Below are 22,995 nucleotides of genomic sequence, written 5' to 3' on the forward strand. Positions count from 1 at the left end.
AATTATAATTTGTAACAGGGATTTCAAAATGAGTAAAACATGGTTAAAGATTGCCTTACCTCTAGTTGTACTAGGCGTTGGTATTGGCTTAGGTCAAGTTGTTGGTCAATCTGGTCACAAAGAAAAAGATAAAGAGAAAGTAGATACTCGACCTATTGTCAGTGTTCGAGCCGTTAACTCAGAATCCCATCAAGTTAAAATTGTTGGACATGGTGCAGTGACTCCTGTTGAAAAAACCATGTTGTCAGCGCAAGTCGCCGGCGAAATTTTAAAATGGCACCCTAACTTTGTTGCCGGTGGTTTGGTTAAAAGCGGCGAAGTGTTAGTTGAAATTGACCCTGTACCTTATCAAGCCGCTCTATTAAGAGCCGAATCAAGCTTGTCAGCCGCCAATTCCAAGCTTGTTGAAGAAAAAGGTCGTGCGGACGTTGCCAAAATTGAAGCTAAAACTTTACCTGATGCCAAAGTTACTGACCTATATTTGCGTAAACCACAATTGATGAGTGCAATGGCCGATGTTAAGTCAGCACAAGCCTCGGTTAAAGCTGCGCAAAACGACTTAAACAATACAAAAGTGGTCGCCCCTTATGACGCGTTAGTGATTAACCGCACCATTGGCCGAGGCCAATATGCTTCTCCGGGTATGTCCATTGGCGAAATTTACAATATCGAAAAAGCCGAAGTCTCGTTTCCGATTGCCGGCTTCGACCGTTCGTTTTTACCAACGCAGTTAGCTGGTAAATCTGCTCAAATTAGTACCGAAGGCAACTTTTCATATACACGCCAAGCGGTGATTTCAAGAGACTCTGGTCGCATAGATTCAGACACTCGTATGAGTCACTTAGTCGTTGAAATTAACGATCCATACAGCCTAAAAAGCGACCAGCCTAAAGTTATGTTTGGCAGCTATGTTCAAGTTAGTTTTGACGGCGCTCCTTTAAACAACGTTTTCCGTTTATCTCAAGATTTAGTCAGCAACCGTAAAGTTTGGATTATTGACGAAGACAATAAACTTCGTGTTAACAAGGTTGAAGTTGTCAGAGAAGAAGGCGAGATCTACTTAATTGGATCGGGCTTAAACGAAAATGACAAAATTGTCACCACGGTGCCAGAATATCCTCAAGTTGGTATGGAAGTACGTGTTGCAGGAACTGAAGCCATGGAAAAAGATAAAAAATCAGATGAGTCTCAAGTTGTTTCCCCAGCTGCTGCACAAAACGTGACGAATGGATAAGGCAATATTATGAGTGACACAAGTACTAAACCCACAGGGATAATAGCTTATTTTGCCCACAATCCAGTTGCGGCAAACTTAATGATGATCTTTATTTTGTTCATGGGCATTGTGAGTTATTTCACTATACAGCGTCAGATGTTTCCAAATATTGAAATCAACTACATTGAAATTAGTGCCGCTTATCGTGGTGCATCCCCTCAAGAAATAGAAGAAAGTATTTTAATTAAGGTAGAAGAGTCTCTTAAAGACGTCACCGAAATTAAAAAAATGTGGTCACGAGCGTTCCGTAACTCTGGCCAAATGACGTTAGAAATACACCCTGATAAAGACCTTGCTGAAACCCTCGATAAAGTAAAAATGCGCGTTGACAGTATTGCGACATTTCCTGCGGCGATGGAGCCGGTCAATATTCGACAAATTGAGTTTAACCAACAAGTTATAGAGTTATCGATTGTAGGTGATTACCCACTGTCTGAACTCAAACCAATGGCCAAACGACTTGAAGACGAGTTATTGCAGTTGAATAACGTCTCGTTAGTTAATGTCGCTGCGCCTGATGAAGAGATCGCAATTGAAGTTAAACCAGAAGAGTTACGTAAATACAATCTGACCCTAACTGATATTTCACGTGCAATAAGCAGGCATTCTGCAAACTACTCTGCAGGTCAGTTACGCACTGACAGTGGCATAGTTTCAGTCCGTATTGAAAACCAATATTATAGTGGTGAAGAATTTAGACTTATCCCCGTTAAGGTTGGTAAAAATGGTGATAAAGTTTTACTACGTGATGTGGCCGTTATCAAAGATGGCTTTACTGAAGGCGAACGTTATAACAAATACTCAGGCCAAAACTCGATTTACATCGCTGTAAACGCGACTAAAGATCAAAGCATGATACCGGTTGCCAAGTCTGTAAAAGACTTTATTGAAATGCGCAACAAGACGTTACCAGATGGTATGGAAATTAAAATCCTAGTCGACATGACTTACTATCTCAATGCACGTTTAGATATGATGCTGAAAAACCTTTTACAAGGTTCGATTTTAGTTGCTTTAATGTTAACTATCTTCCTCCGCTTTAGACTTGCTGCCTGGGTAATGATTGGCTTGCCATTGTGTTTCCTCGGGGCTGTTTTTCTAATGCCGATGTTTGGTGTAACAATTAATATCCTGTCTTTGTTCGCCTTTATCATGGTACTCGGGATAGTGGTCGACGATGCCATCGTAATAGGCGAAAGTGCTTACTCTGAGATTGAGAAAAAAGGTGGCGGTGTCGATAATGTTGTCCGCGGTGCACAGCGTGTTGCAACACCGGCCACATTTGGTGTTTTAACCACAATCGCGGTATTTGCACCATTTTTAGGTTCAAGCGGCCCACAAGGCGCGTTTTTCTATAATATTTCAGTTGTTGTTGTTTTGTGTTTGGTCTTTAGTTTAATAGAATCAAAACTCATTTTACCTTCGCATATTGCGCATACTAAATTCCCACCGATTAAAGAAAACGGCTGGCGTTCTAAGTTCAACAAGAAGTTCTTTGGCTTTGTATATGGCCCATACCGCAGCTTTTTAGCCAAATGTGTTGAATGGCGTTGGACAGTATTCATGACCTTTATCGCCTTGTTCTTTGTGAGTTTTGGACTAATAACGGCTAACCATGTTCGTATGGTACCAACTCCTAAAGTGCCACATGACTTCCCTGATGTTCAAATTGAAATGAACGACAATGTTTCTGACATTCAAACAATCGAAACATTACAGCTCATTGAACAAGTCATCATGCGAATCGAACGAGAGACTGTAGAACAATACGGTACTGGTATGGTTCGAGATATTTTGGCCTTTAACCAAGGACGAACTCAAGGTCGTATCGTTGTGCCATTGGTTGACGAAGAATTACGCCCATTTGATACCTTTGAACTTGCCCGTAGATGGCGCGAAGCGTTACCTCGTTTACCTGGTATGAAGTCGATGACCGTACGTGACGACGTCAATAGCCAAGGCAATGGCGACGGTGACTTTGGTTACTTACTATATGGTTCTGATATTGACACCTTAAATGCAGCAGGTTTGAAATTTATTTCTATGTTACAGCAGGAAAATGGGCTGTTTGATGTCAGTTCAACCATTGACCCTGCAAGTAAAGAAATTCAAATGTCGCTCAAACCTGTCGCGTATGACTTAGGATTAGATCTGCAGACGATTGCGTCACAAATGGGCGCGAGTTTCTACGGTGGTGAAGCACAACGTGTTATCCGCGGCGGCGAAGAAATCCGAGTCATGGTTAGATATCCTCAGTTAACACGCGAACGTTTTGCTGACTTAAAATACGCTGTCGTGACAACTCCCGGCGGCCAAGAAGTCATGTTAGGCGATGTGGTTGAGTTAATTGAGAAACCTGGTATCAGCTATATTCGACGTGAAAACGGCTTCCGCAGTGTATACATTTGGGGTTCTATCGACGAAGAAACCGTTGAGCCAAATGAAGTTGTTGAAAAAGTCAGAGAAACATTATTACCTGATTTAAAAGTCTTATTCCCATCGGTGCAAACCGAACTCGGTGGTTCGATTGAAGAAGAACAATCACAGCAGAACGAACAAATTATGTTCTTCCTAGCTGGTATGATGCTGGTCTATGTGTTGCTCGCCGTACCACTGAAGAGTTACAGCCAACCTATAATCATAATGTCGGTTATACCATTTGGTTTAACCGGTGCGATTTGGGGCCATTATTTCTTTGGCATCGACCTAAGTATGATGTCGACATTTGGACTCATTGCCGCCGCCGGGGTGGTGATAAATGACAGCCTCGTTATGACCGACTACGTAAACCAAATGCGTAAAGAAGGTCATTCAATAACGCGGTCTGTCATTGATGCTGGTTGTGTTCGTTTTAGGGCGATTACATTAACGTCGATTACTACGTTTGTAGGTGTATTGCCGATTATGTTTGAAACCAGCTTACAAGCTCGATTTGTTATCCCAATGGCGGTAGCACTTGGCTTTGCCGTGTTATTTGCTACGGTGATCACTTTAATTTTGGTACCTTGTTTGTACCTTATTTTGGAAGACAGCCGAAAACCATATAGAGCCTTAAAAAAGCTTTATAGCAAAGAACCTAAGGTTAAATCAGACGACTTAGCTTCTGATCCATAACTCCAGGTTTAATAAAACTGTGGGCAAACCGGATACATCTGGTTTGCCTGTTTCCCCCTCAAATAGTAGTCACTCCTATTCATGCTAGATCTCACATTATTTGCCTTATTTATCCCTACATTTTTTGTCGTTAGCATTACCCCAGGTATGTGTATGACATTGGCACTTACACTTGGTATGTCAATTGGTGTTAAACGCACGATGTGGATGATGTTTGGTGAATTACTTGGGGTTGCCATTGTTGCGGTGTCAGCGGTCATTGGTGTATCGACCATAATGCTGCAATACCCATTTATTTTTCAAATTCTAAAATGGGTCGGTGGCTTATATTTAATGTGGTTAGGTCTAAATATGTGGCTTAACAGAGGTAAACTTGCGTTATCCAGTTTGCCCCAAGAACAGCAAACCATATCGAGAAAGCAATTGTTTAATCAAGGACTGGTAACTGCCGTTGCCAATCCCAAAGGTTGGGCCTTTATGATTTCATTACTGCCGCCATTTATTAACCCTGAGCTGTCGATGCCACTGCAGTTAACGATATTAGTTGCCATCATTATGGTCTCGGAATTTGTCTGCATGATGTTATATGCGTCTGGTGGCAAAACATTGGCTAACTTATTAAAGAGTGAAAACAACGTGACCAAAATGAACAAAATTTCAGGCACGCTTATGGTCGCAGTAGGAGTATGGTTAGCCCTTGGTTAATGTTCAGAAAGCCAATTTTTGATTAGTGGAAAATGGTCGTTTACCGCATTTTTGTCGGTAAGTATATTGATATGGTCATAGTCGAGCATGTTGCCATTGACCTTCGATAACTCCGAAAACTTTGCGTTTTGATTCGATTCATTAATAAATAAATTAACATCATCTGAATGACCCAACACCCGATCCTTAGAACCCGTTAAATGCCATGTTGGTGGCCAGTTAGTGGTTTTAGCGGACTCTCCGTAGTCAAATCCGTCAACAGAATCGACCCATTTACTTGGTTTCACCCAATCTGAGCTTTGTTTAACAGCTAAATACGTTTCACTTTCGGCACCAATACCAAGTTTTACAGCGTCTAAATAACCCGACTTTTTGGCCATCCAAGGTGCAAAGCGATGCCAAAACAAACTCACCTTTAATAACCGCTCGAGATTCCAAACTAACACCTGTCGCTTTGTTCCAAAGCAGATGGCAGATACTACTTTGTTTTGTAATTTCTCAAATCGGGTATAACTGCTGTGAAACAAAATACCGCCCCAAGAGTGGCAAATCACATGCATTTTACGGCCAGTAAGTTTAAACACATATTCAATAGCAGCCGGAATATCCTCAACAATGCATTCGTGATAACCATGGTTAAAATTATGCTTGATTTGAGGCCGACTTTTACCGCGTCCACGATAGTCTAAAACAAAGACATTAAACCCTTGGCTCGCTAGATAACAGGCAAGTCCCTTGTCTTTGTCATTATAAAATATCCGCCCATTTTCTATTGTGCCGTGCAGCATCAATATTGGTTGGCCGTCATCACGTTGATAAATATGACGTAAGTGCAATTGGTGAGTTTTTAGGTCTAAAGTTCGTGACGTCTGGATCATACTTCCTCCACTGGTCGGATGACACAATGTAGACCAATAAATTCGTAAACTCAATTAATTATTTCACTTGCGGTTCAACTAATTCCTAACTATTGTTACTTATCGAGAGGACTTTCGAATATAAGTATATGGACGTAAATACACAATTTTCTAACACCATCAGCAATAAACATAGATTTGGATTAGGCGTAATCTTTGCGCTCGTCATCATTAATCTAATGGCATTGCAACTCACTATAAAACAACAAAAAAATGATAATCACTTAGTCAACATTGCTGGCCAGCAAAGCATGTTGTCGCAGAAGATCACACTGTATTTAACTCGTTTAGCGCAATCTTCTGACATGCAAACTCGTCGTCAAAATCTAACCATACTTGAGGCCGCAATTACTCAATTCGAACAGAACCACAATCAGCTCACTCAAACATTGCCTCTAGCAAATAAACAAACATTTTCGGATGAAATTCAGCGGCTTTATTTTGAAGACTCCCCCTCTTTGAACAGCGACATCATTGATTTTATATTCTGGGCGAGAAGAACGGTCGAGTTTGGATTTGATGCCACATTAGATGAAATGCCGTTCTCCACAATTGAGCGACTAATGACCAAATTAAATTCTGGGGTCGATACATTTGAAGCTGCCGCCAATAACAACCTAGTTAAATTGGAATGGGTTGTGACTGTGTTGACCATCGCCATGATTATTGCGCTTATTGCACAACTGATTTACGTATTTAATCCATTACAGAGGCTAATAACTACTGCGATTGCACAGCTATCTAGTGAGAAGGAAACCGCTCGAAAATTGAAAGAACAGGCTGAATTTGCAAGTGAAGCCAAAACGCTCTTTATGCAAAATATGAGTCATGAATTACGCACCCCACTTAATGGCTTATTTGGTATGTTGGAATTAGCAATTGAACAAGAAGGCGTTATTGCGAAAGACACTCTTATTCGAAACGCTAAGCGTTCCGGTAATCAACTCCTACGTATTATTAACGAAATTTTAGATATTTCGGCGATCGAAAATCGAGAACATACCGTTAAAAACAGTAACTTTTCCATCACTCAAATATTCGATGAGTGTTTGTCGCCAATAGCCATTATTTGCGACCAGAAACACATCCAGTTAGAGATGGACATTTCAGAAGCAATTCCAGAAAATTTATATGGTGCTGGTAATAAACTTAGGCAAATCATCAACAACCTACTTAATAACGCCGTTAAATATACTGACCACGGAACCATATCGTTTAAGGCACACTGTCAGTTGCAACAGGAAAACGTCTTACTTTCCATCGAAATCGCGGACACTGGTATTGGCATGACAAAAGATCAGCAAAGTGTGATTTTTAGTGACTACTCACCTGAAGATTTGACTAAACATTATAATCGTGCAGGCCTTGGACTTAATATTGTGTCTGAACTCACCACACTAATGGATGGAGAATTAAAATTACACAGTGAATATGGCAGAGGCTCCAAGTTTACGATTATTGTGCCCTTTGCCTTGGCAAAAGCCCCCTCTGAGCAGGAACTCGAAATCGTTAATTTCAATAATCAATACGACCTCGCCCATAAAAAAGTCGCCGTCGTTGATGATTTAGCCACCAGCCGAAAGCTTATTTTACATCAACTTGTTGCCTTAAATGTAAAGGCTGAAATCTTTAGTTCAGGTGAAGAGTTATTAAAATGCGATATTAATCAGTTTGATTTATTTATCATCGATTTGAACATGCCTGGTATGGGTGGTGAGCAAGTTGCGGAAATACTTAAACCGAAATTATCACCGCTAAAAAATCAAAAACTAATCCTCATTTCAGCGTCTGAAGACAACCTTGACGCTTTTCAATTAAAGGAAAACTTATTCGATTTCCATTTTAGTAAGCCACTGCAAGAATCGAAGTTTTTTGACACATTAATCACTGCATTATCAAACGACAAACTCGATCATACCCCGAGCAATTTCCATATTCTTGTCGCTGAAGATAATGACATTAATGCCCATGTTGCTGAGCAATACTTAAAATCTATGGGCTATAAAGTAAGTCGAGTGAGAGACGGACAACAAGCCATTGATTTATGCAGTGATCCCAATAATCAATATGACGCTATATTGATGGATATCAATATGCCTAAGGTTGATGGTTATGAGGCGACTAAAGTTCTGCGCGAAAAACTTAGATTAACCATTCCAATAATTGCATTAACGGCCAACGCATTTGAAGAAGATATTAAAAAATCCCTTGCAATCGGTATGAACAAACATTTGGTTAAGCCCTTTGACAAAGAGGATTTACAACTCGTATTACGGTCCCTACTGGCCGAAAACGAAACGACTAATTAATCATTTTTAGGATCCAAACCTGCTGGTTTTTATAGGATTTTGTCGGTTTTCAATCTAGTATCATGGTGTACGTATAAAAAGAGCAGTAGCATGACAAAAAATCAGCAAACGATCTCGCAAGTATTAACACAACTAAATTCAGTTTTATTAGGTAAACCGCATCAGGTCAAACTCGCGGTGACCTGCCTTTTAGCCAATGGGCATTTGTTAATTGAAGATTTACCGGGAATGGGAAAAACAACATTATCCCATGCGCTCGCCATTGTTTTTGGCCTTGATTATCAACGTATTCAATTTACCTCTGACGCACTTCCTGCTGACTTAATTGGTGTTTCGATATTTAATCAACACACTCATGCCTTTCAGTTTCACCAGGGGCCTATTTTTAATCAGTTAATTTTAGCTGACGAAATAAATCGGGCAAACCCAAAAACCCAAAGCGCTTTGTTAGAAGCCATGGAAGAGTTGCAAGTGAGTGTTGACGGTACAACCTACCCACTACCAAAGCCGTTTTTTGTCATTGCCACACAAAATCCGTTGCACCAAACCGGAACTTACCCACTGCCTGAGTCGCAATTAGACCGCTTTTTGATGCGAATTAGCATAGGCTTCCCGCCACACGAGGCAGAGCTAACTATGCTAAAAAATGGCGGCGCAAATCAGACACTAAAATCGCTGACCGCCGTATTTACTGGAAAGGAATTGGCCGAAATTCAACAACAGATCCAAGATGTGAATATTTCTGATGCCACCTTAGGTTATGTCATGCGCCTGCTGCATTTTACTCGTCAACCTGGGCAATGCCCTAACCCACTTTCTCCCCGTGCAGGCTTGGCTTTGATCAGTGCGGCGAAGGCTTATGCTTTTATCGAAAACCAAGACTATGTTACGCCTGATCATATAAAACAGGTTTTTGGTGCGGTTGCTGAACATCGATTTGGTATTCATAGCGTAAGTAATGAACACTCTATGTCAGCCGCCATTTTAAATAACGTCGACCCCTTGTTGTAATTACGATGGCTACCCAAAAAAAAGGGACATTAAAAAAGTTTATCGAAAAGCGAATTCCTCGCCAAACGCGGATGACGTTAGACCATAGCCGTTTATTTATTGTTCCTACGGGTTTTGGCTTCAGTTTACTTCTGATGATCGTGTTGCTGTTTATCCTTGGAACCAATTATCAAAACAACCCTATCCTTATTGTCAGTTACTTGCTGTTTACTTGGCTTTTCGGTGCGATGTACCTATGTTTTTTTAATTTAAACGGCGCCACGCTGGCCTTAACAGACTTACCTGACACTGTGAGTGGTGAGCCATTCTCAATGTTGTTGCACCTAGGCTCTAAAAAAGATCGTCACAATTGGATTTTTAGCTTACCTGACCGTTCCGAGCATTGCGTGTTTGACGTCAAAGCGAACACGACGTTTACGGTTCCTTGCACGGCGAAACGGCGAGGCCACCAGCAATTAGGAGATATTAGACTTCAATCTCGGTATCCATTTGGGTTATTTCGCTGCTGGACTTTTTTACGCTTTTCCAACAAACAATGGGTTTACCCTTCGCCTTTGGCCGAACCATGGCAATTAGGTTCAGCTACTGCAGGCTCAACTTTACAAAATCATATCGACAGTTTGGAACTTGATACCTCAACTAAACAGTCAACCAGCGACATGGACTTTGATGAGCTCCGCACTTACCAAGTTGGGCAACCCCTTTCTCGTGTTTCATGGAAACATCAAGCCAAAAATCCCGATGCAGATTGGTTGGTAAAACAATATTCCAATAACGACATCGACTTAAAGTGGCTGTCCTTGTCTTCCCTATCGGGCCACGACTTAGAGCAAAACTTATCGATATTGTGTTTCGCCTGTTTTGAATTAACCAAACAAGACGCCGAATTTGGGTTGGCATTAACCTCGTCTTTATTTGGCAACAAAATCATCATGCCAAATAGAGGGGAAGCCCATCTTACTGAGTGTTTAAAAGCCCTTGCCTTGTATGGACTAACATCACATGAAGCTTAATTCGAGCAATACGCGATTCGAGTTAACGCAGCAAATTATTGCCAGCGTTTTATTCTGTTTGATGTTTGCATTGGACGAGCCTATCACGACAGCGGTTTTTATTGCCTGCTCTGGTCTTTTGGTCTTTCGATTAGTGTTAATCCACCAAGGCTCAGCATTACTTAGTGTCTTATCCCGCGCATCCAGTAAAAATATCGGGGCGCTGGGGATGACGGTTGTTATCCTGTTATCTGTTCGGCACTCAGGTTTAATCAACGCTATGGTCAACTTGTTATTGGCAGGGTCTGCTCTTTGGTGGTTTACCCTGCCCGCTACAATTAATAGTCAAATACCCCGACAGTTTTTTATTATGCATAAATTGTGTTTATGTCTGTTTTTCCTGATCAGCGTTGGTTTTATTTATGAACAAACACTTTTGTATAGCTTGCTGTTTTTCGTGCTCATTTTGATTACTTGGCTAGCCCTTTTTATTTGTGAGAACCCAGAACAACCCATATCAAATACATTTCGATTTTTGATTAAGTACACTCTGGTTTGCGTGCCATTAGCAGCTTTGATTTTTTTACTGTTACCAAACCTAGCGCCTTTTTGGAAACTACCTAAACAAGAGCAAACGGTGTCGGGCCTCAGTGAAAGTATGACACCAGGTGATATAGCCGAATTAGCCCAATCAACCCGTTTGGCCTTTCGAGTCGCATTTGATGACAACAATCCTAGCCAGCAGCAGTTGTATTGGCGTGTTATGACAATGCCTAACTTTAACGGCAAAACCTGGGCAATCGCCGGGTTGCCAAAACGTTCTCGGAATGCCCAACAATCAAATTCGTCCCTATATATTGCTGATGATTTATCGTCTGATAACGACGTTTCCCCCTCTAAAATAAACTATTCAGTAATAGCGGAACCAACCCACCAGCCTTGGTTGTTTTCGTTGGCAAATAGTCATTCAAATACCGACAAAGTGAACCATAACCACGATGACACTTTAAGTTATGCCACTAAATTAACCACTAAACTGAAATATGAAGCGCAAACTGGCCAGCTGGCTTTAGCGTCTGTTTTAGGTGCGGAGCAAGCGGTAAAGGTTTCAACTAGACCAATAACTTTGACGGACAGGCAAAAGAAAAAAAACCTATATTTGCCACCTAACCTACATGCAAATACGGCGGAGTTAAGCCATCGTTGGATGTCTATCGCAAAGCAAACTACCAGTGACAAACAACAGCAGAGCCAACTTTTTATCAAATCTATTGCCAACTACTTCCGTCAAAATGGTTTTATATACACCTTAACGCCACCCAAATTAACTGGGGATCATATAGACAACTTTTTGTTTGATACACAACAGGGCTTTTGCGCTCACTATGCCAGTGCCACAGCAGTTATGTTGCGACAACAGGGCATTCCTACCCGAGTTGTCGCAGGGTATCAGGGAGGCGAATACAACCCCAATGGCAACTACTTTAACGTTTATGACTCATCAGCGCATGCCTGGGTCGAATTTTGGGTGCAACAAGCAGACAATAGCAATTCTGGACATTGGTACCGCTTCGACCCTACTGCGACGATTGCGCCAAATAGGATTTTGCAGGGACTTGGCGGCTCAGAGGTCATTAATAACAACTTAAATGTTGAACCGATGGAAATGGTTAAATCCGTCGCTTGGTTAAATACCCTACGCCAGCAAATCCAATCTCTTGATTATTATTGGACGATATGGGTTTTGGATTTTGATCCCACCCGTGAAGAGAATCGCATTACCAGTTGGTTACAAAGTACCGATATGCGCCATATCCTTTATGTATTTATTACCCTAATTGTCATCATTGCAGGCGCGGTCTGGATGACAATCAGACCCCGTGGCCAAATTAATGAAATCACCCAAGTATTAACCAAACTAGAACAACGTTTAACAAAATATGACAGACAACATAATCCTAAAAAAAGCTTTACGCCCCGTGTCTTAACTCGTCAATCACAGCAAACCCTTGCCGACTATCAAGCGCACTTATTGCAATATTTCCCCGAACTGGCGGAGCCGTTAAACGCCATTTTTTCTAACATTGATGCCTATTTGTACCAACCCCAAGCAAGTGACAAAAACGTATTTATTAAAATCGTTTTTCGTCAAATTTCAGAGTTAAGTTAAGATCGAGTCACTAGCAGAGACTCAATTGTTACGGTCTCACACCCGCTCACAAATAATATAAAAAACGTTAAATATCAGTGAAATAACTAAAGTTCAAACCAGTTTCAAAGTCCCATTTATTTCTAATTATGACAACCCCAAATGACCATTTGTAACAGAAGCGTCATACAGTCGTTATAAAAATGACATTAACAACCAGTAGATTGTGCCGCAGATTTTTCGATTAATTGGACATTTTGTCCAGTCAGTAATTAACAACAAAATTTTGAATGCGGAGAGCAAAATGGAACTTAAAGATTTATTTAAATTGTCAGCTCTGACTGTTGCTGTTTCATTAACAGCGGCTTGTAGTAGCGATGATGACAAAAAGACAGAACTTGATGAATGTGCAGTGACGCCAATTCCAGCTGGTTGTGCAGGTTATGAAGAACCTAAAACGCAAACTGAAATTGACCAAGAAACACTTGAAGCTGAATACTTAGCGGCAACTGGCGTTGAAGCCGACATCATTCTTCTTGAAGGTACAATTACTGCTGACATGACGTTGGAAAGCGACAAAGTTTACGCACTTCGTGGTCCTGTTGTTGTTGGTAACGACAATGCGGATGCAACGATTCTAACCGTAGAAGCCGGTGCAACAATATTTGGCGAAACTGGCGGCGACTACTTAGTTGTTAGTCGTGGTTCAAAAATTATGGCTGAAGGTACAGCTGACGCGCCAATTATTATGACGTCTAAACAAGACATCCTAGGTGAGCAAACAGCACCTGGTCAATGGGGCGGTGTTGTTATCCTTGGTAACGCAAGCTCAAATAAATGCCCAGACGACGGTACGTCTTGTGCGCTTCAAGTTGAAGGCGCATTTGATGGAGCGGTATTTGGTGGGACAGACGACACAGACAACTCTGGTGTGTTGAAATATGTTGTTGTTAAATATGCGGGTTACGAAATTGCCCCAGACAACGAATTAAACGGCGTAACATTTGGTGGTGTCGGTTCAGGTACGGTTGTTGACTACTTGCAAGTACACGCAAATGCGGATGACGGTGTTGAATTTTTCGGCGGTACAGTAAATGCTAAACACTTAGTATTAACAGGCAACCAAGACGATTCAATTGACTGGGACAACGGTTTCCGTGGCTCAATCCAATATGCTTACGTTGAACACAATCGCAGTGGCGGTGAAGCAAACCGTGGTATCGAAGGCGACAACGACAAAGACATGACTAAAACACCAGTGTCTAACCCAATGATCGCTAACTTAACTATTGTTGGTAACAGCTACGATACTGCAGACAAAGATTCTGAAGGCGTTTACTTACGTGAAGGCACAAAAGCGTCAATCTACAACTCTATCATCACAGGCGCTGGCGGCGAATGTTTTGAAGTTGAAGCGGTTGATGTAAATCCAAACGGTCAAGACTACTTAAGCAATGGCGAAATCACGATTCAAAATACCGTAATCGCGTGTTCTGAACCATTCAAGTATGGCGATGCTGACGTAAACCTAGATACATGGTTCACTGATGTTGCTAAAAACAACTCACTATCTGACAGTGCTTTCTTAGCGGCTAACGGCCAACCACTTGCACATGATGACTCTCCAATTACAGGCGATAACAAAGTTGTTGCAATGGATGTTGTAGGTAAAGGCGCATTAGAAACTGCAGACTTTATCGGTGCAATTCCTGAAACATCAGATTGGCGTGAAGGTTGGGCATTTGGTTTCGGTGGTGGTGTTCCATCAGTTGCAGGTTGTCCTGCTGGCACAGCATCAATTGATTCTGTTGACGGTGTAATGGATACATGTGAAATTTCTGGACGTTTAACGTCAAACCTTACATTAACTAATGACAAATTGTGGGCGATTAACGGTCCGGTATTTGTTGGTGGTGACAAAGAACAGTCAGCTATCTTAACAGTCGATGCAGGCACAACAGTTTACGGTTCGAATGGTGGCGACTACTTAGTGGTTTCACGTGATTCTAAAATCGAAGCGGTTGGTTCGGCGACAGCGCCAGTTGTATTTACATCTAAAGAAGACGTTCTTGACCAAACTGAAGGTTCTGGCCAATGGGGCGGCATCGTTATCTTAGGTAACGGTATCTCTAACAAATGTCCTACTGACGGTTCTGAATGTGCTCTACAAGTTGAAGGTGTCACTTCTGGTGGCGTATTTGGCGGCACAGACAACACTGATAACTCAGGTACATTAAAGTATGTTGTTGTTAAAAATGCAGGCTTTGAAGTTGCTCCTGACAACGAGTTAAACGGTGTAACATTTGCTGGTGTTGGTTCTGGTACAACGGTTGATTACTTGCAAGTACACGCAAATGCAGACGACGGTGTTGAGTTCTTCGGCGGCGCGGTTAATGCAAAACACTTAGTCCTTACTGGCAACAAAGATGACAGCGTAGATTGGGACAACGGCTATGTAGGTAAACTACAGTATGTTCTTATCCAACACGATTCTGCAGACGGCGAAGCTAACCGTGGTATCGAAGCGGATAACGACAAAGACATGTCTAAAACACCTGTATCTAACCCTATGATTTCTAACATCACTATCATAGGTAACGCCTACGACACAGCTGATAAAGATTCTGAAGGTGTTTATCTTCGTGAAGGTACAGCAGCTAAGTTCTACAACGCGGTTATTACTAACGCAGGCGGCGAATGTTTTGAAGTTGAAGGCGCTGACGTTAACCCGAACGGTCAAGCTTACCTTGAAGCAACTAGCGGTTTACAAATCAGCTTCATGACTTCTGTAATCGCATGTTCTGAGAACTTCAAAAATGGCGACAACGATGTAGACCTAGACGCATGGTGGACAGCCGCTGGTAACACTAAAGCAGCAGACAAAGCCGCAGTGTTAAATGGTTACTTCACTATCGACGCAACAACAGCGACAGATGTTAATGCAGTAGATTCGTTCTTCGACACAACTGATTTTATCGGTGCGGTTAAAGATGCGGACAACGACTGGACAGCGGGTTGGGCAGTAGGTCTAGACTAAACTCCAGTAGAGTAAATTCGTTAAGGTTGGTATCAGCCTTAACGTCCAATATCAAAAGCCACTGCATGTCAGTGGCTTTTTGCTATTTACTTTTTACGTGATAGCTATTTGGAATTCGGTTTATCCCATTCCTCAGAGCTAACAATTTTGATAATGACGCAGAAAATGAACAAGGTGCGGAAATCTATGGATATTCAATTATGATCGCCTATAATTCTGCGCAGCGTTGTCCCGTTAACCAGTTTTATACGAGGTCCATTTGAGTAGCGAAGTCATCCGAGTTGAACCCAATTTATGCCCTTTGTGTAATACCGATAACCAGTGCGGAAATCTGACAAATTGTGGAGAAGATTGTTGGTGTACATCACCCGACATTACGTTTACCAAAGAACTGCTAAACAAAGTGCCGGATGACCTTAAAGATAAAGCCTGTATTTGCAAAGCGTGTGCGCTAATGCAAAATTAATGTGGTTGGCTTACCGATTTTTGACTCGCGTCAAAAAAGCGTTGAGTCTCTACTGAACCTATACCAAAGGTTGAATCGTAATTTGATTTGTTGTGAGAACTAATATTCACCAACCGATTGCCAATGACTCGATATTCATCATGGCGCTCACCTGACGCTTTCAATGAAAAGACGATATACGCACGCCCTTTCCCGCTGTAGGTAAGCGTTGACGCCATTGGGAATCCGTTGTCGTCGATAATGACTCGATAGTCGCTGTTAAATTTATCCACATAATCACGCGTTCGTTGATCATTTATTATTGAATCCAATGCCAGCTTAAATTGTAACTCTCTTACTTGCTGACCTTTGTATTCCACTTGTTTTTCAGAAACAAACTCAGCTGTTTTTAACATTTTTAGTAGACGCTGAGATTGAGATAATATCGCAGTGACATCTCGAGTTCTAAGTTCGTTTAGTCCCTTTAATGTCGGCGTTTTAGCCTCTTCATCTTCTGCTACCAATTCAAACTCGGTTTCCAATTGACTCATAATATCGGCGTCATAGGTAATCGCTAAGCCATTTTTACCATAGTTAATATACGAACTGATGTAACCAGAGTTTTGCTCAAAATCATCATCGTCTTTTTCACCGCGGGTTTCATCTACCGACAAGGTAATTCGACCCGATACCTGGCTGGTTTCAGTGAGCGATGCTAACGATGTTTTTAATTCATCGAAGCTGTCGGCATAGACGTTCGGGGAAAAATAACTACAGGCCAAAACCAAAGGGATGGCTAGTGAGCGTATTTGTACCAAATTAGCTTTGCTAAAAGGGGGGATATTGAACATGTACTTTCCATAGTGAAATATATAATTAATGACAAGGTAACTGCCGTTTTAATAAATAGTGTGCAGGCAGTTTGACCTAGTTACAAGCTAAGTTACAAGCTAAGTTAAAACCCACAATTGTAACAAAGAATGTAGTTTTAGATCCCAAAGCACTCAGTTACCGCGATCAAGTCAAGGTTCTGTTTTGATTTTGTTACAACTTCGTTTTGGCTTTTTTACTTAACTCATCTGTCAGACTTGCAACATTCGATTTCGTTCAATAAATTGTAGGCTGTATTCTCTTTTGGATTGCCCTATGTTTCAGCAGTATTATCAGCGATTTTTAACCGCGAACCCAAACGTTCAACATTTTGCCTGCCACAGTCATCATTATTGGCCCGATGTAACACGAGAGGCGATGTTAGAATACTGGGATGACACCGCAGAACTGGTAGACGATAAATGGCAGCGAATTTTGGGCGAAAAAATGCCGCAGTGCCAATCGCTTATTGCCGACGCACTACACATCCAAGCACCTGAACGAATTGTCTTTGCACCCAATACGCATGAACTTCTCTACCGTATTTACAGCATTTTTGACCAAACAAAAAAGATCAAGATTCTAACCACGGACAGCGAGTTTTATTCATTTCAAAGACAAAGTGAACGTTGGCAACAGGACGATCTCGTCGACATAGTTCGAATCCCAACCGAACCCTTTAGCACCTTTGAACAACGCTTTACTGAACAAGCGAACAAGGGCGAGTACGACTGGATCTTCTGTAGCCAGGTCTTTTTTAATTCCAGCTTGGCCATCTCAGATCTTAAGCAGTTTATCGATGGCTTACCGCAATCGCCAATCATCACCATTGACGGCTATCATGGTTTTTTTGCTATCCCTACTGACTTAAGTGAATTAGAACACAAAATATTTTACCTCGCGGGCAGTTACAAATATGCTCAGGGCGGTGAAGGCGCTTGTTTTGCTGTGATCCCAGATGGCAACTTCCAGCCAAGTTACACGGGTTGGTTTGCGGAATTTGGCGATCTCCACCAGCGTGTTCCCGGCAAAGTCGGTTATGCCAAAAATGGCCAACAGTTTGCCGGTGCGACAACGGACTTATCGGCTATGTATCGCTTACACGCGTCATTAACTTTATTTAAAAAGAATGACATTACCGTTGATACCATCCACAACCATGTCCTCAAATGCCAACGGGCGTTTTTAGCCATCATCGACGACTTGCAACACCCTGACATTAATCGCAGTAATCTAATCCAAAATAGTCTATTTGATACCATCGAGTCCTCGAACGACACGCCAATTAACAGGGTAAATCAACACGGTCACTTTTTGACATTTAGGTTACCTGAGGACAAAGTCCAACAACTCGCAAGTTACCTTAGTGAACATGGCATTAAAACCGATTTCCGTGGCGATCGTCTGCGTTTTGGTTTCGCGCTGTATCACCAACCTGAGCAATATGACTTGAGTTGTTTAAGGTAAAATCACAAACGTAACTTGATGGCAAAAGACGATGATAATCGCTCTTTTGTCATCCTTTTTATTTCACGCCTATTTAATCTCATGCCTCTGTGGTTTTTTGAACCATGTTAGAAAGCTTCGATAACGCCTGATAAATCAATGCATCCAAGTCTAAACGCCTTGGCATTTCCAAAATATGACAACCCCTTCGCTGTGACATATTTCTGTAACTCTTGCTTCATCTAAGAGTCACAAACCGACCGTAGACTAGCGTCAAAATTTTATAGTTTAAAAATACTAAAAGAATCAATGACTCTGGAGTAATCATGAGCCTAACTAAATATCGATTTGGTTTGTCAGCATTAACATTAGCCATGACAGCCGCACTTGCACCGACCTTTGTTTATGCTGAAGATGACAAAGACGAAGACGTAATGGAAGAAGTAGTCGCAACGGGTACACGCCTAAAAGGCAGTGCCGCAGCCGTTCTTGAAGAACGCCGTGGGCAAGCATTTGTTGCCGACATCATGGGTGCGGAGCAGATTTCTCGTACCGGCGATGGTGACGCTGCATCAGCGCTTCGCCGCGTAACGGGTCTAACATTAGTCGATGGTAAATTTATTTATGTTCGTGGTTTAGGTGAACGTTATTCATCAACCCTATTAAATGGTGCAGCAGTACCAAGCCCAGATCCAACTCGTTCGGTTATCCCACTGGATTTATTTCCTGCCGATATCATCGAGGGTCTAGCGGTTCAAAAATCATTTTCTCCTTCTATGCCTGCAGCTTTTGGTGGTGGTAATGTCGACATCCGTTTAAAGAGCATTCCAGATGAACGCATTTTTAATTTCAGCGTTAAACTCGGCGGCAACACCAATAACTTTGACGACGGACTTACCTACACAGGTAGCGATACAGATTGGTTGGGACAGGATGACGGTAGTCGTGATGCGCCACAATCAATCAGCCAGTTTTGGGCTCCAGTAGGTGAAGCTTCTACTTCCCTTGACAGAATAAGTGCAGACGAAAGCTTACAGGGCTTATTAGATTTAAATAAAGACCTAAATCCAGAAACCACGACAGTCGCTCCAAATCTAGGGTTTGATGTGGCTTTTGGTGATGTCTATGACGCCGGTGATTTAACGTACGGCTTCATGACTACTTTTGCCTACGATAATGCTTGGCAAGTCGCTAAAGAATATCAACTAGAGCAATGGGCGTCGTTTGATAACGAAGACGGCTCAAAAGAATATACGTTTGTGCGCGGTTACGACGATATACTAACGACCACAAACGAAGTTAAAACGTCGTTTATGTTAAACCTCGGCGCCAATTACAACAAAGCTCACGAGTTAGATTTAACCTATATCGTATTAAACGATACGAGCGATAAGGCCCGGAATAAATTTGGCCGCTCGAGTAACGTTTCTCCATCTGAAAATAATGCCATTTTAAACGGCAAAGAAATTGTATACGAACAACGTAATTTAACGGCTTTGCAAATTCGTGGTCAGCACACTTTTGCTGATTTGAATTTATTAGGAATCGATTGGATTATTTCTGATTCTGAATCTCGACGTGAAGCACCAAGCGGCCTTGATTTGTCTTATATTGTTGGTGATACCAATGAAGACGGAATTTACGACGCAGAAAACGAGTCATCACTTCGTTTAGGCCGTACCGCTGCACGTTTCAATTTCCAAGACCTGACCGATGAAGTCACTAACATTGGTTTTAACGCGTCTCTACCAGTTTATCTTTCTAATTTGGAGATGGAATTTAAAGTCGGTGCAAGTGCCGTTGAAAAAACACGTTCTGCTGACAACCGACGCTTTGATATCGATACCCGCGCTTTGCCATCAGGGTTTGATTTAACGGGTAACAATATCAACGAAATACTTGGCAACGATGCCATTGCCGACGCGAGCTTAGTGCGCTCAGTTCTAAATGACACCACAATTGCCGGTGACTTATACACAGCCGAGCAAACCATTAACGCGTTTTATGCCGAAGCTGACTTCTTTATCAATAACGTATATCGCATCTCTGGTGGATTTCGTTTTGAAGACTTCAGTCAAACTGCACTGCCTTACGACCCATTTAGTGGCGAAGTTCAGCTAACAAATAACCAAACGTCTGTAGATGACTTAACGTTTGAAGAAGACGGTATTTATCCTTCACTTGCCTTAACGTACATGATGAATGACGAAATGCAGCTTCGTTTTAGCTATGGTCAAACCGTTGTTCGCCCTGACTTAAGAGAAATCACCGCGGCGACTTACATCGACCCGCTTACCGAATTTCCAGTATCAGGTACACCGGGACTCGAAACCACAGATATGACCAACATTGATATCCGTTGGGAATGGTACATGGCTGCGGGTAACAACATTTCTGTCGGTATCTTTACTAAAGATTTAGACAAGCCTATTGAAGCCGTGCAAAGCCCTTCTCAGGACGGTCCACCGCTTATTCGTATCGCCAATGGCGAAAACGCGTCAGTGACAGGTATTGAGTTTGAATTCCTGCAGGACCTTTACGTTTTAAAAGACGTTTTCGGAACTTTTGCTGAAAATTCGTTTATCTCAGGTAACCTGACATTAAGTGATTCTGAAATTAACTTGGACCGTCAAAACATCGTTGACCAAACTGGTGTTTCGACCTCGATAACCAACTTAGAACGTCGTCTAACAGGACATTCTGAATATGTGGTTAACTTACAATTAGGTTATGACTCAGCAAATGGCGAGCATTCAGCGACGGTTGTTTACAATGTATTTGGTGAACGTGTGATAGTTGCGGGTATCGACGGCTATGATGACGCCGTTGAAAAACCATTCCATTCTTTGGACATGAATTACACATATTATCCAACGTACGATACGTCCATTAAACTAAAACTCACCAACATTTTAGATGAGCAAAAAGAAATTTCTTTTGATGACGAGCTTCTGCGTTCGACCACCAAAGGTATTGGTTTCAGTGTTGCTTACAAAATGGAGTTTTAATCTAAGCTCCCCTGTCGCTTATTAACGCGACAGGGGAACGCAACAACCATGTTTTATCCACAATTTCATTATTTTATATCAGTATATTGTGGATAAACACACCACGCTCACCGCTACATATGCCTTAATGACAGCATTAATTTATGCCTGGTTTTTAACAAAATCATCCATCATTGACGCGTTATCTTGCAGTAGATGTTTATTCATATTCGGCTGAAATACGGGACATTAACGCCTGTCACTGAGATGTCATAATTCATTCATTTAAAGATAACAATATTGTCATGTTGACAGGGTTAAATAGCACCAATTGTTACAGATATGTAAAAGAATTATGCAAACTCAAACCGTTATGGATCAACCTAAGTTTGATCTGGACCAGACAATGGAACATTTAGTCCAACTTATTCACCGCCCATCCATCACACCAAATGATGCTGGCTGTCAGCAATACTTGTCACGTGTGTTCCAAAGGCTCGGCATGCAATGCCATGCTTTTGAAGTCGAGGGGGTTTCTAACCTTGTTGCCAAGATTGGTAAAGGCAAAACACGCATAGCCTTTGCAGGACACACTGACGTGGTTCCGGCCCCATATCCTGAGCAGTGGTCGGCGGATCCGTTCACATTAACGGACGTAGACGGTCTGCTGATCGGACGCGGTGTTGCAGATATGAAAGGCGGAATCGCAGCCATGTTAACTGCATTTGAACATGCCTTGCCTCATATTAATCTCGACGATTTCACCTTTTACTTCTTGATCACTTCTGATGAAGAAGGCGAAGCTGAATACGGGACTGCTGAAATCATGGAGTATTTAAAGCAACGAGATGAAGTACCACATTACTGCATCATCGGCGAACCGAGCAGTCAAAGTAAAGTGGGCGACGTGATAAAAGTCGGCCGTCGCGGCTCTGTCTCAGGCGAGGTTGTGATCCAAGGCGTACAAGGCCATGTTGCTTATCCTCAGGACGCTAATAACGCAGCGCACAAAGCGATGATGTTAGGTCGCTGGTTGAGTGAACTGTCGTGGGATGAAGGCAGCAAAGACTTCCCTGGTAGTCAGTTACAAATCACTAGCATAGACACAGGAACATGGACAGATAACATCATTCCGGGTCAATGCACGCTACGATTTAATGTACGGTACAGCCACAAACAATCCCAAGAGCAAATCATCAAGCGCATTACAGATGGCTTAATGCAACTAAAGCAATTGACTAAAAACATTGATATAAAGTGGTCTAGGCCTTGCAAACCTTACTTTACCAGCGGCAGTAGTATCGTTGATGAAGCAAGCCAAAATATCAATATTCCTACTCATATTGCGCCGCAGGATATCGATCTAATCGCAGAAGTAGAACGGGCTATTTTTAACGAACTTAAGCTATTTCCGCGCCTTTCAATGTCTGGTGGTACGTCAGATGGTCGCTTTATCGCTGCAGCAGGTTGCCAAGTGGTTGAACTCGGATTACCCAATCATTCCATCCACAAAACAGACGAACACGTAAAAAAACATGACTTGCATGAACTCACCAAAGTTTATAAGTCGGTTTTGTTACAAATATTGGCCTAATTACGTAATTGCTTTGGTCGTAAGTTGCGACCAAAGCCTTATGTTCTCTAAAACTCAGCATTAATGCTAGTTTGCGGATTTATCTTACAATGTCATTTAACTGACACATTTCTAAAATAGTATGTCGCCATATTTTCTTAGAT

Annotated in this window: 14 protein-coding genes; 12 read left to right on the plus strand and 2 right to left on the minus strand. The window is 41.9% G+C overall.

Annotated features, from left to right (window positions below):
• Positions 1–28: 28 nt before the first annotated feature.
• From Q4575_RS13410 to Q4575_RS13420, 3 genes are all read left to right on the plus strand, one after another.
• A complete protein-coding gene (locus Q4575_RS13410; RefSeq protein WP_303523213.1) occupies positions 29–1,234 on the plus strand; it encodes an efflux RND transporter periplasmic adaptor subunit in 1,206 nt (401 codons plus the stop codon).
• 9 nt (positions 1,235–1,243) lie between these two features.
• Entirely contained in the window at positions 1,244–4,390 is a 3,147-nt protein-coding gene (locus tag Q4575_RS13415; RefSeq protein ID WP_303523214.1) for an efflux RND transporter permease subunit, read from the plus strand.
• An 81-nt stretch (positions 4,391–4,471) separates the two neighbouring features.
• On the plus strand, positions 4,472–5,095 hold the full coding sequence (locus Q4575_RS13420; RefSeq protein ID WP_215961910.1) for a LysE family translocator: 624 nt from the start codon (positions 4,472–4,474) through the stop codon (positions 5,093–5,095).
• Here Q4575_RS13420 and Q4575_RS13425 read toward each other — a convergent pair.
• Complete coding sequence (locus Q4575_RS13425; protein ID WP_272181288.1) at positions 5,092–5,973, minus strand: alpha/beta fold hydrolase; 882 nt, start codon at positions 5,971–5,973, stop codon at positions 5,092–5,094. The two genes, Q4575_RS13420 and Q4575_RS13425, sit on opposite strands and share 4 nt — an antisense overlap.
• Before the next feature lie 128 nt (positions 5,974–6,101).
• On the opposite strand from Q4575_RS13425, the gene Q4575_RS13430 reads away from it, so the two are divergent.
• The 6 genes from Q4575_RS13430 (at position 6,102) to Q4575_RS13455 (ending at position 15,976) form a co-directional block, all read left to right on the plus strand.
• Positions 6,102–8,321 (plus strand): response regulator, encoded by a 2,220-nt coding sequence (locus Q4575_RS13430; RefSeq protein WP_303523215.1) that lies wholly within the window; start codon positions 6,102–6,104, stop codon positions 8,319–8,321.
• A 90-nt stretch (positions 8,322–8,411) separates the two neighbouring features.
• Entirely contained in the window at positions 8,412–9,332 is a 921-nt protein-coding gene (locus Q4575_RS13435; RefSeq protein WP_215961907.1) for a MoxR family ATPase, read from the plus strand.
• 5 nt (positions 9,333–9,337) lie between these two features.
• On the plus strand, positions 9,338–10,345 hold the full coding sequence (locus Q4575_RS13440) for a DUF58 domain-containing protein (RefSeq protein ID WP_303523216.1): 1,008 nt from the start codon (positions 9,338–9,340) through the stop codon (positions 10,343–10,345).
• Positions 10,335–12,494, plus strand: coding sequence for a DUF3488 and transglutaminase-like domain-containing protein (locus tag Q4575_RS13445; protein WP_303523217.1), 2,160 nt, complete (start codon positions 10,335–10,337; stop codon positions 12,492–12,494). Before Q4575_RS13440 ends, Q4575_RS13445 begins: the two co-directional genes overlap by 11 nt.
• Before the next feature lie 283 nt (positions 12,495–12,777).
• Complete coding sequence (locus Q4575_RS13450) at positions 12,778–15,510, plus strand: hypothetical protein (protein WP_303523218.1); 2,733 nt, start codon at positions 12,778–12,780, stop codon at positions 15,508–15,510.
• A gap of 301 nt (positions 15,511–15,811) precedes the next feature.
• Positions 15,812–15,976: a cysteine-rich CWC family protein gene (locus Q4575_RS13455; RefSeq protein WP_252736869.1), complete on the plus strand. Its 165-nt coding sequence runs from the start codon at positions 15,812–15,814 to the stop codon at positions 15,974–15,976.
• Here Q4575_RS13455 and Q4575_RS13460 read toward each other — a convergent pair.
• Positions 15,973–16,806 (minus strand): hypothetical protein, encoded by an 834-nt coding sequence (locus tag Q4575_RS13460; RefSeq protein WP_215961903.1) that lies wholly within the window; start codon positions 16,804–16,806, stop codon positions 15,973–15,975. The genes Q4575_RS13455 and Q4575_RS13460 overlap by 4 nt on opposite strands.
• Before the next feature lie 295 nt (positions 16,807–17,101).
• Here Q4575_RS13460 and Q4575_RS13465 point away from each other — a divergent pair, with 295 nt between their 5' ends.
• The 3 genes from Q4575_RS13465 (at position 17,102) to dapE (ending at position 22,852) form a co-directional block, all read left to right on the plus strand.
• On the plus strand, positions 17,102–18,292 hold the full coding sequence (locus Q4575_RS13465; RefSeq protein ID WP_303523219.1) for an aminotransferase class V-fold PLP-dependent enzyme: 1,191 nt from the start codon (positions 17,102–17,104) through the stop codon (positions 18,290–18,292).
• Between the two features lie 305 nt (positions 18,293–18,597).
• Positions 18,598–21,279, plus strand: coding sequence for a TonB-dependent receptor (locus tag Q4575_RS13470; protein WP_303523221.1), 2,682 nt, complete (start codon positions 18,598–18,600; stop codon positions 21,277–21,279).
• A gap of 385 nt (positions 21,280–21,664) precedes the next feature.
• Positions 21,665–22,852, plus strand: a complete 1,188-nt coding sequence (gene dapE / locus Q4575_RS13475; RefSeq protein WP_215961900.1) for a succinyl-diaminopimelate desuccinylase — start codon at positions 21,665–21,667, stop codon at positions 22,850–22,852.
• Positions 22,853–22,995: the final 143 nt, after the last annotated feature.

Source organism: Psychrosphaera sp. 1_MG-2023, assembly GCF_030548245.1.
GTDB lineage: Bacteria > Pseudomonadota > Gammaproteobacteria > Enterobacterales > Alteromonadaceae > Psychrosphaera > Psychrosphaera algicola.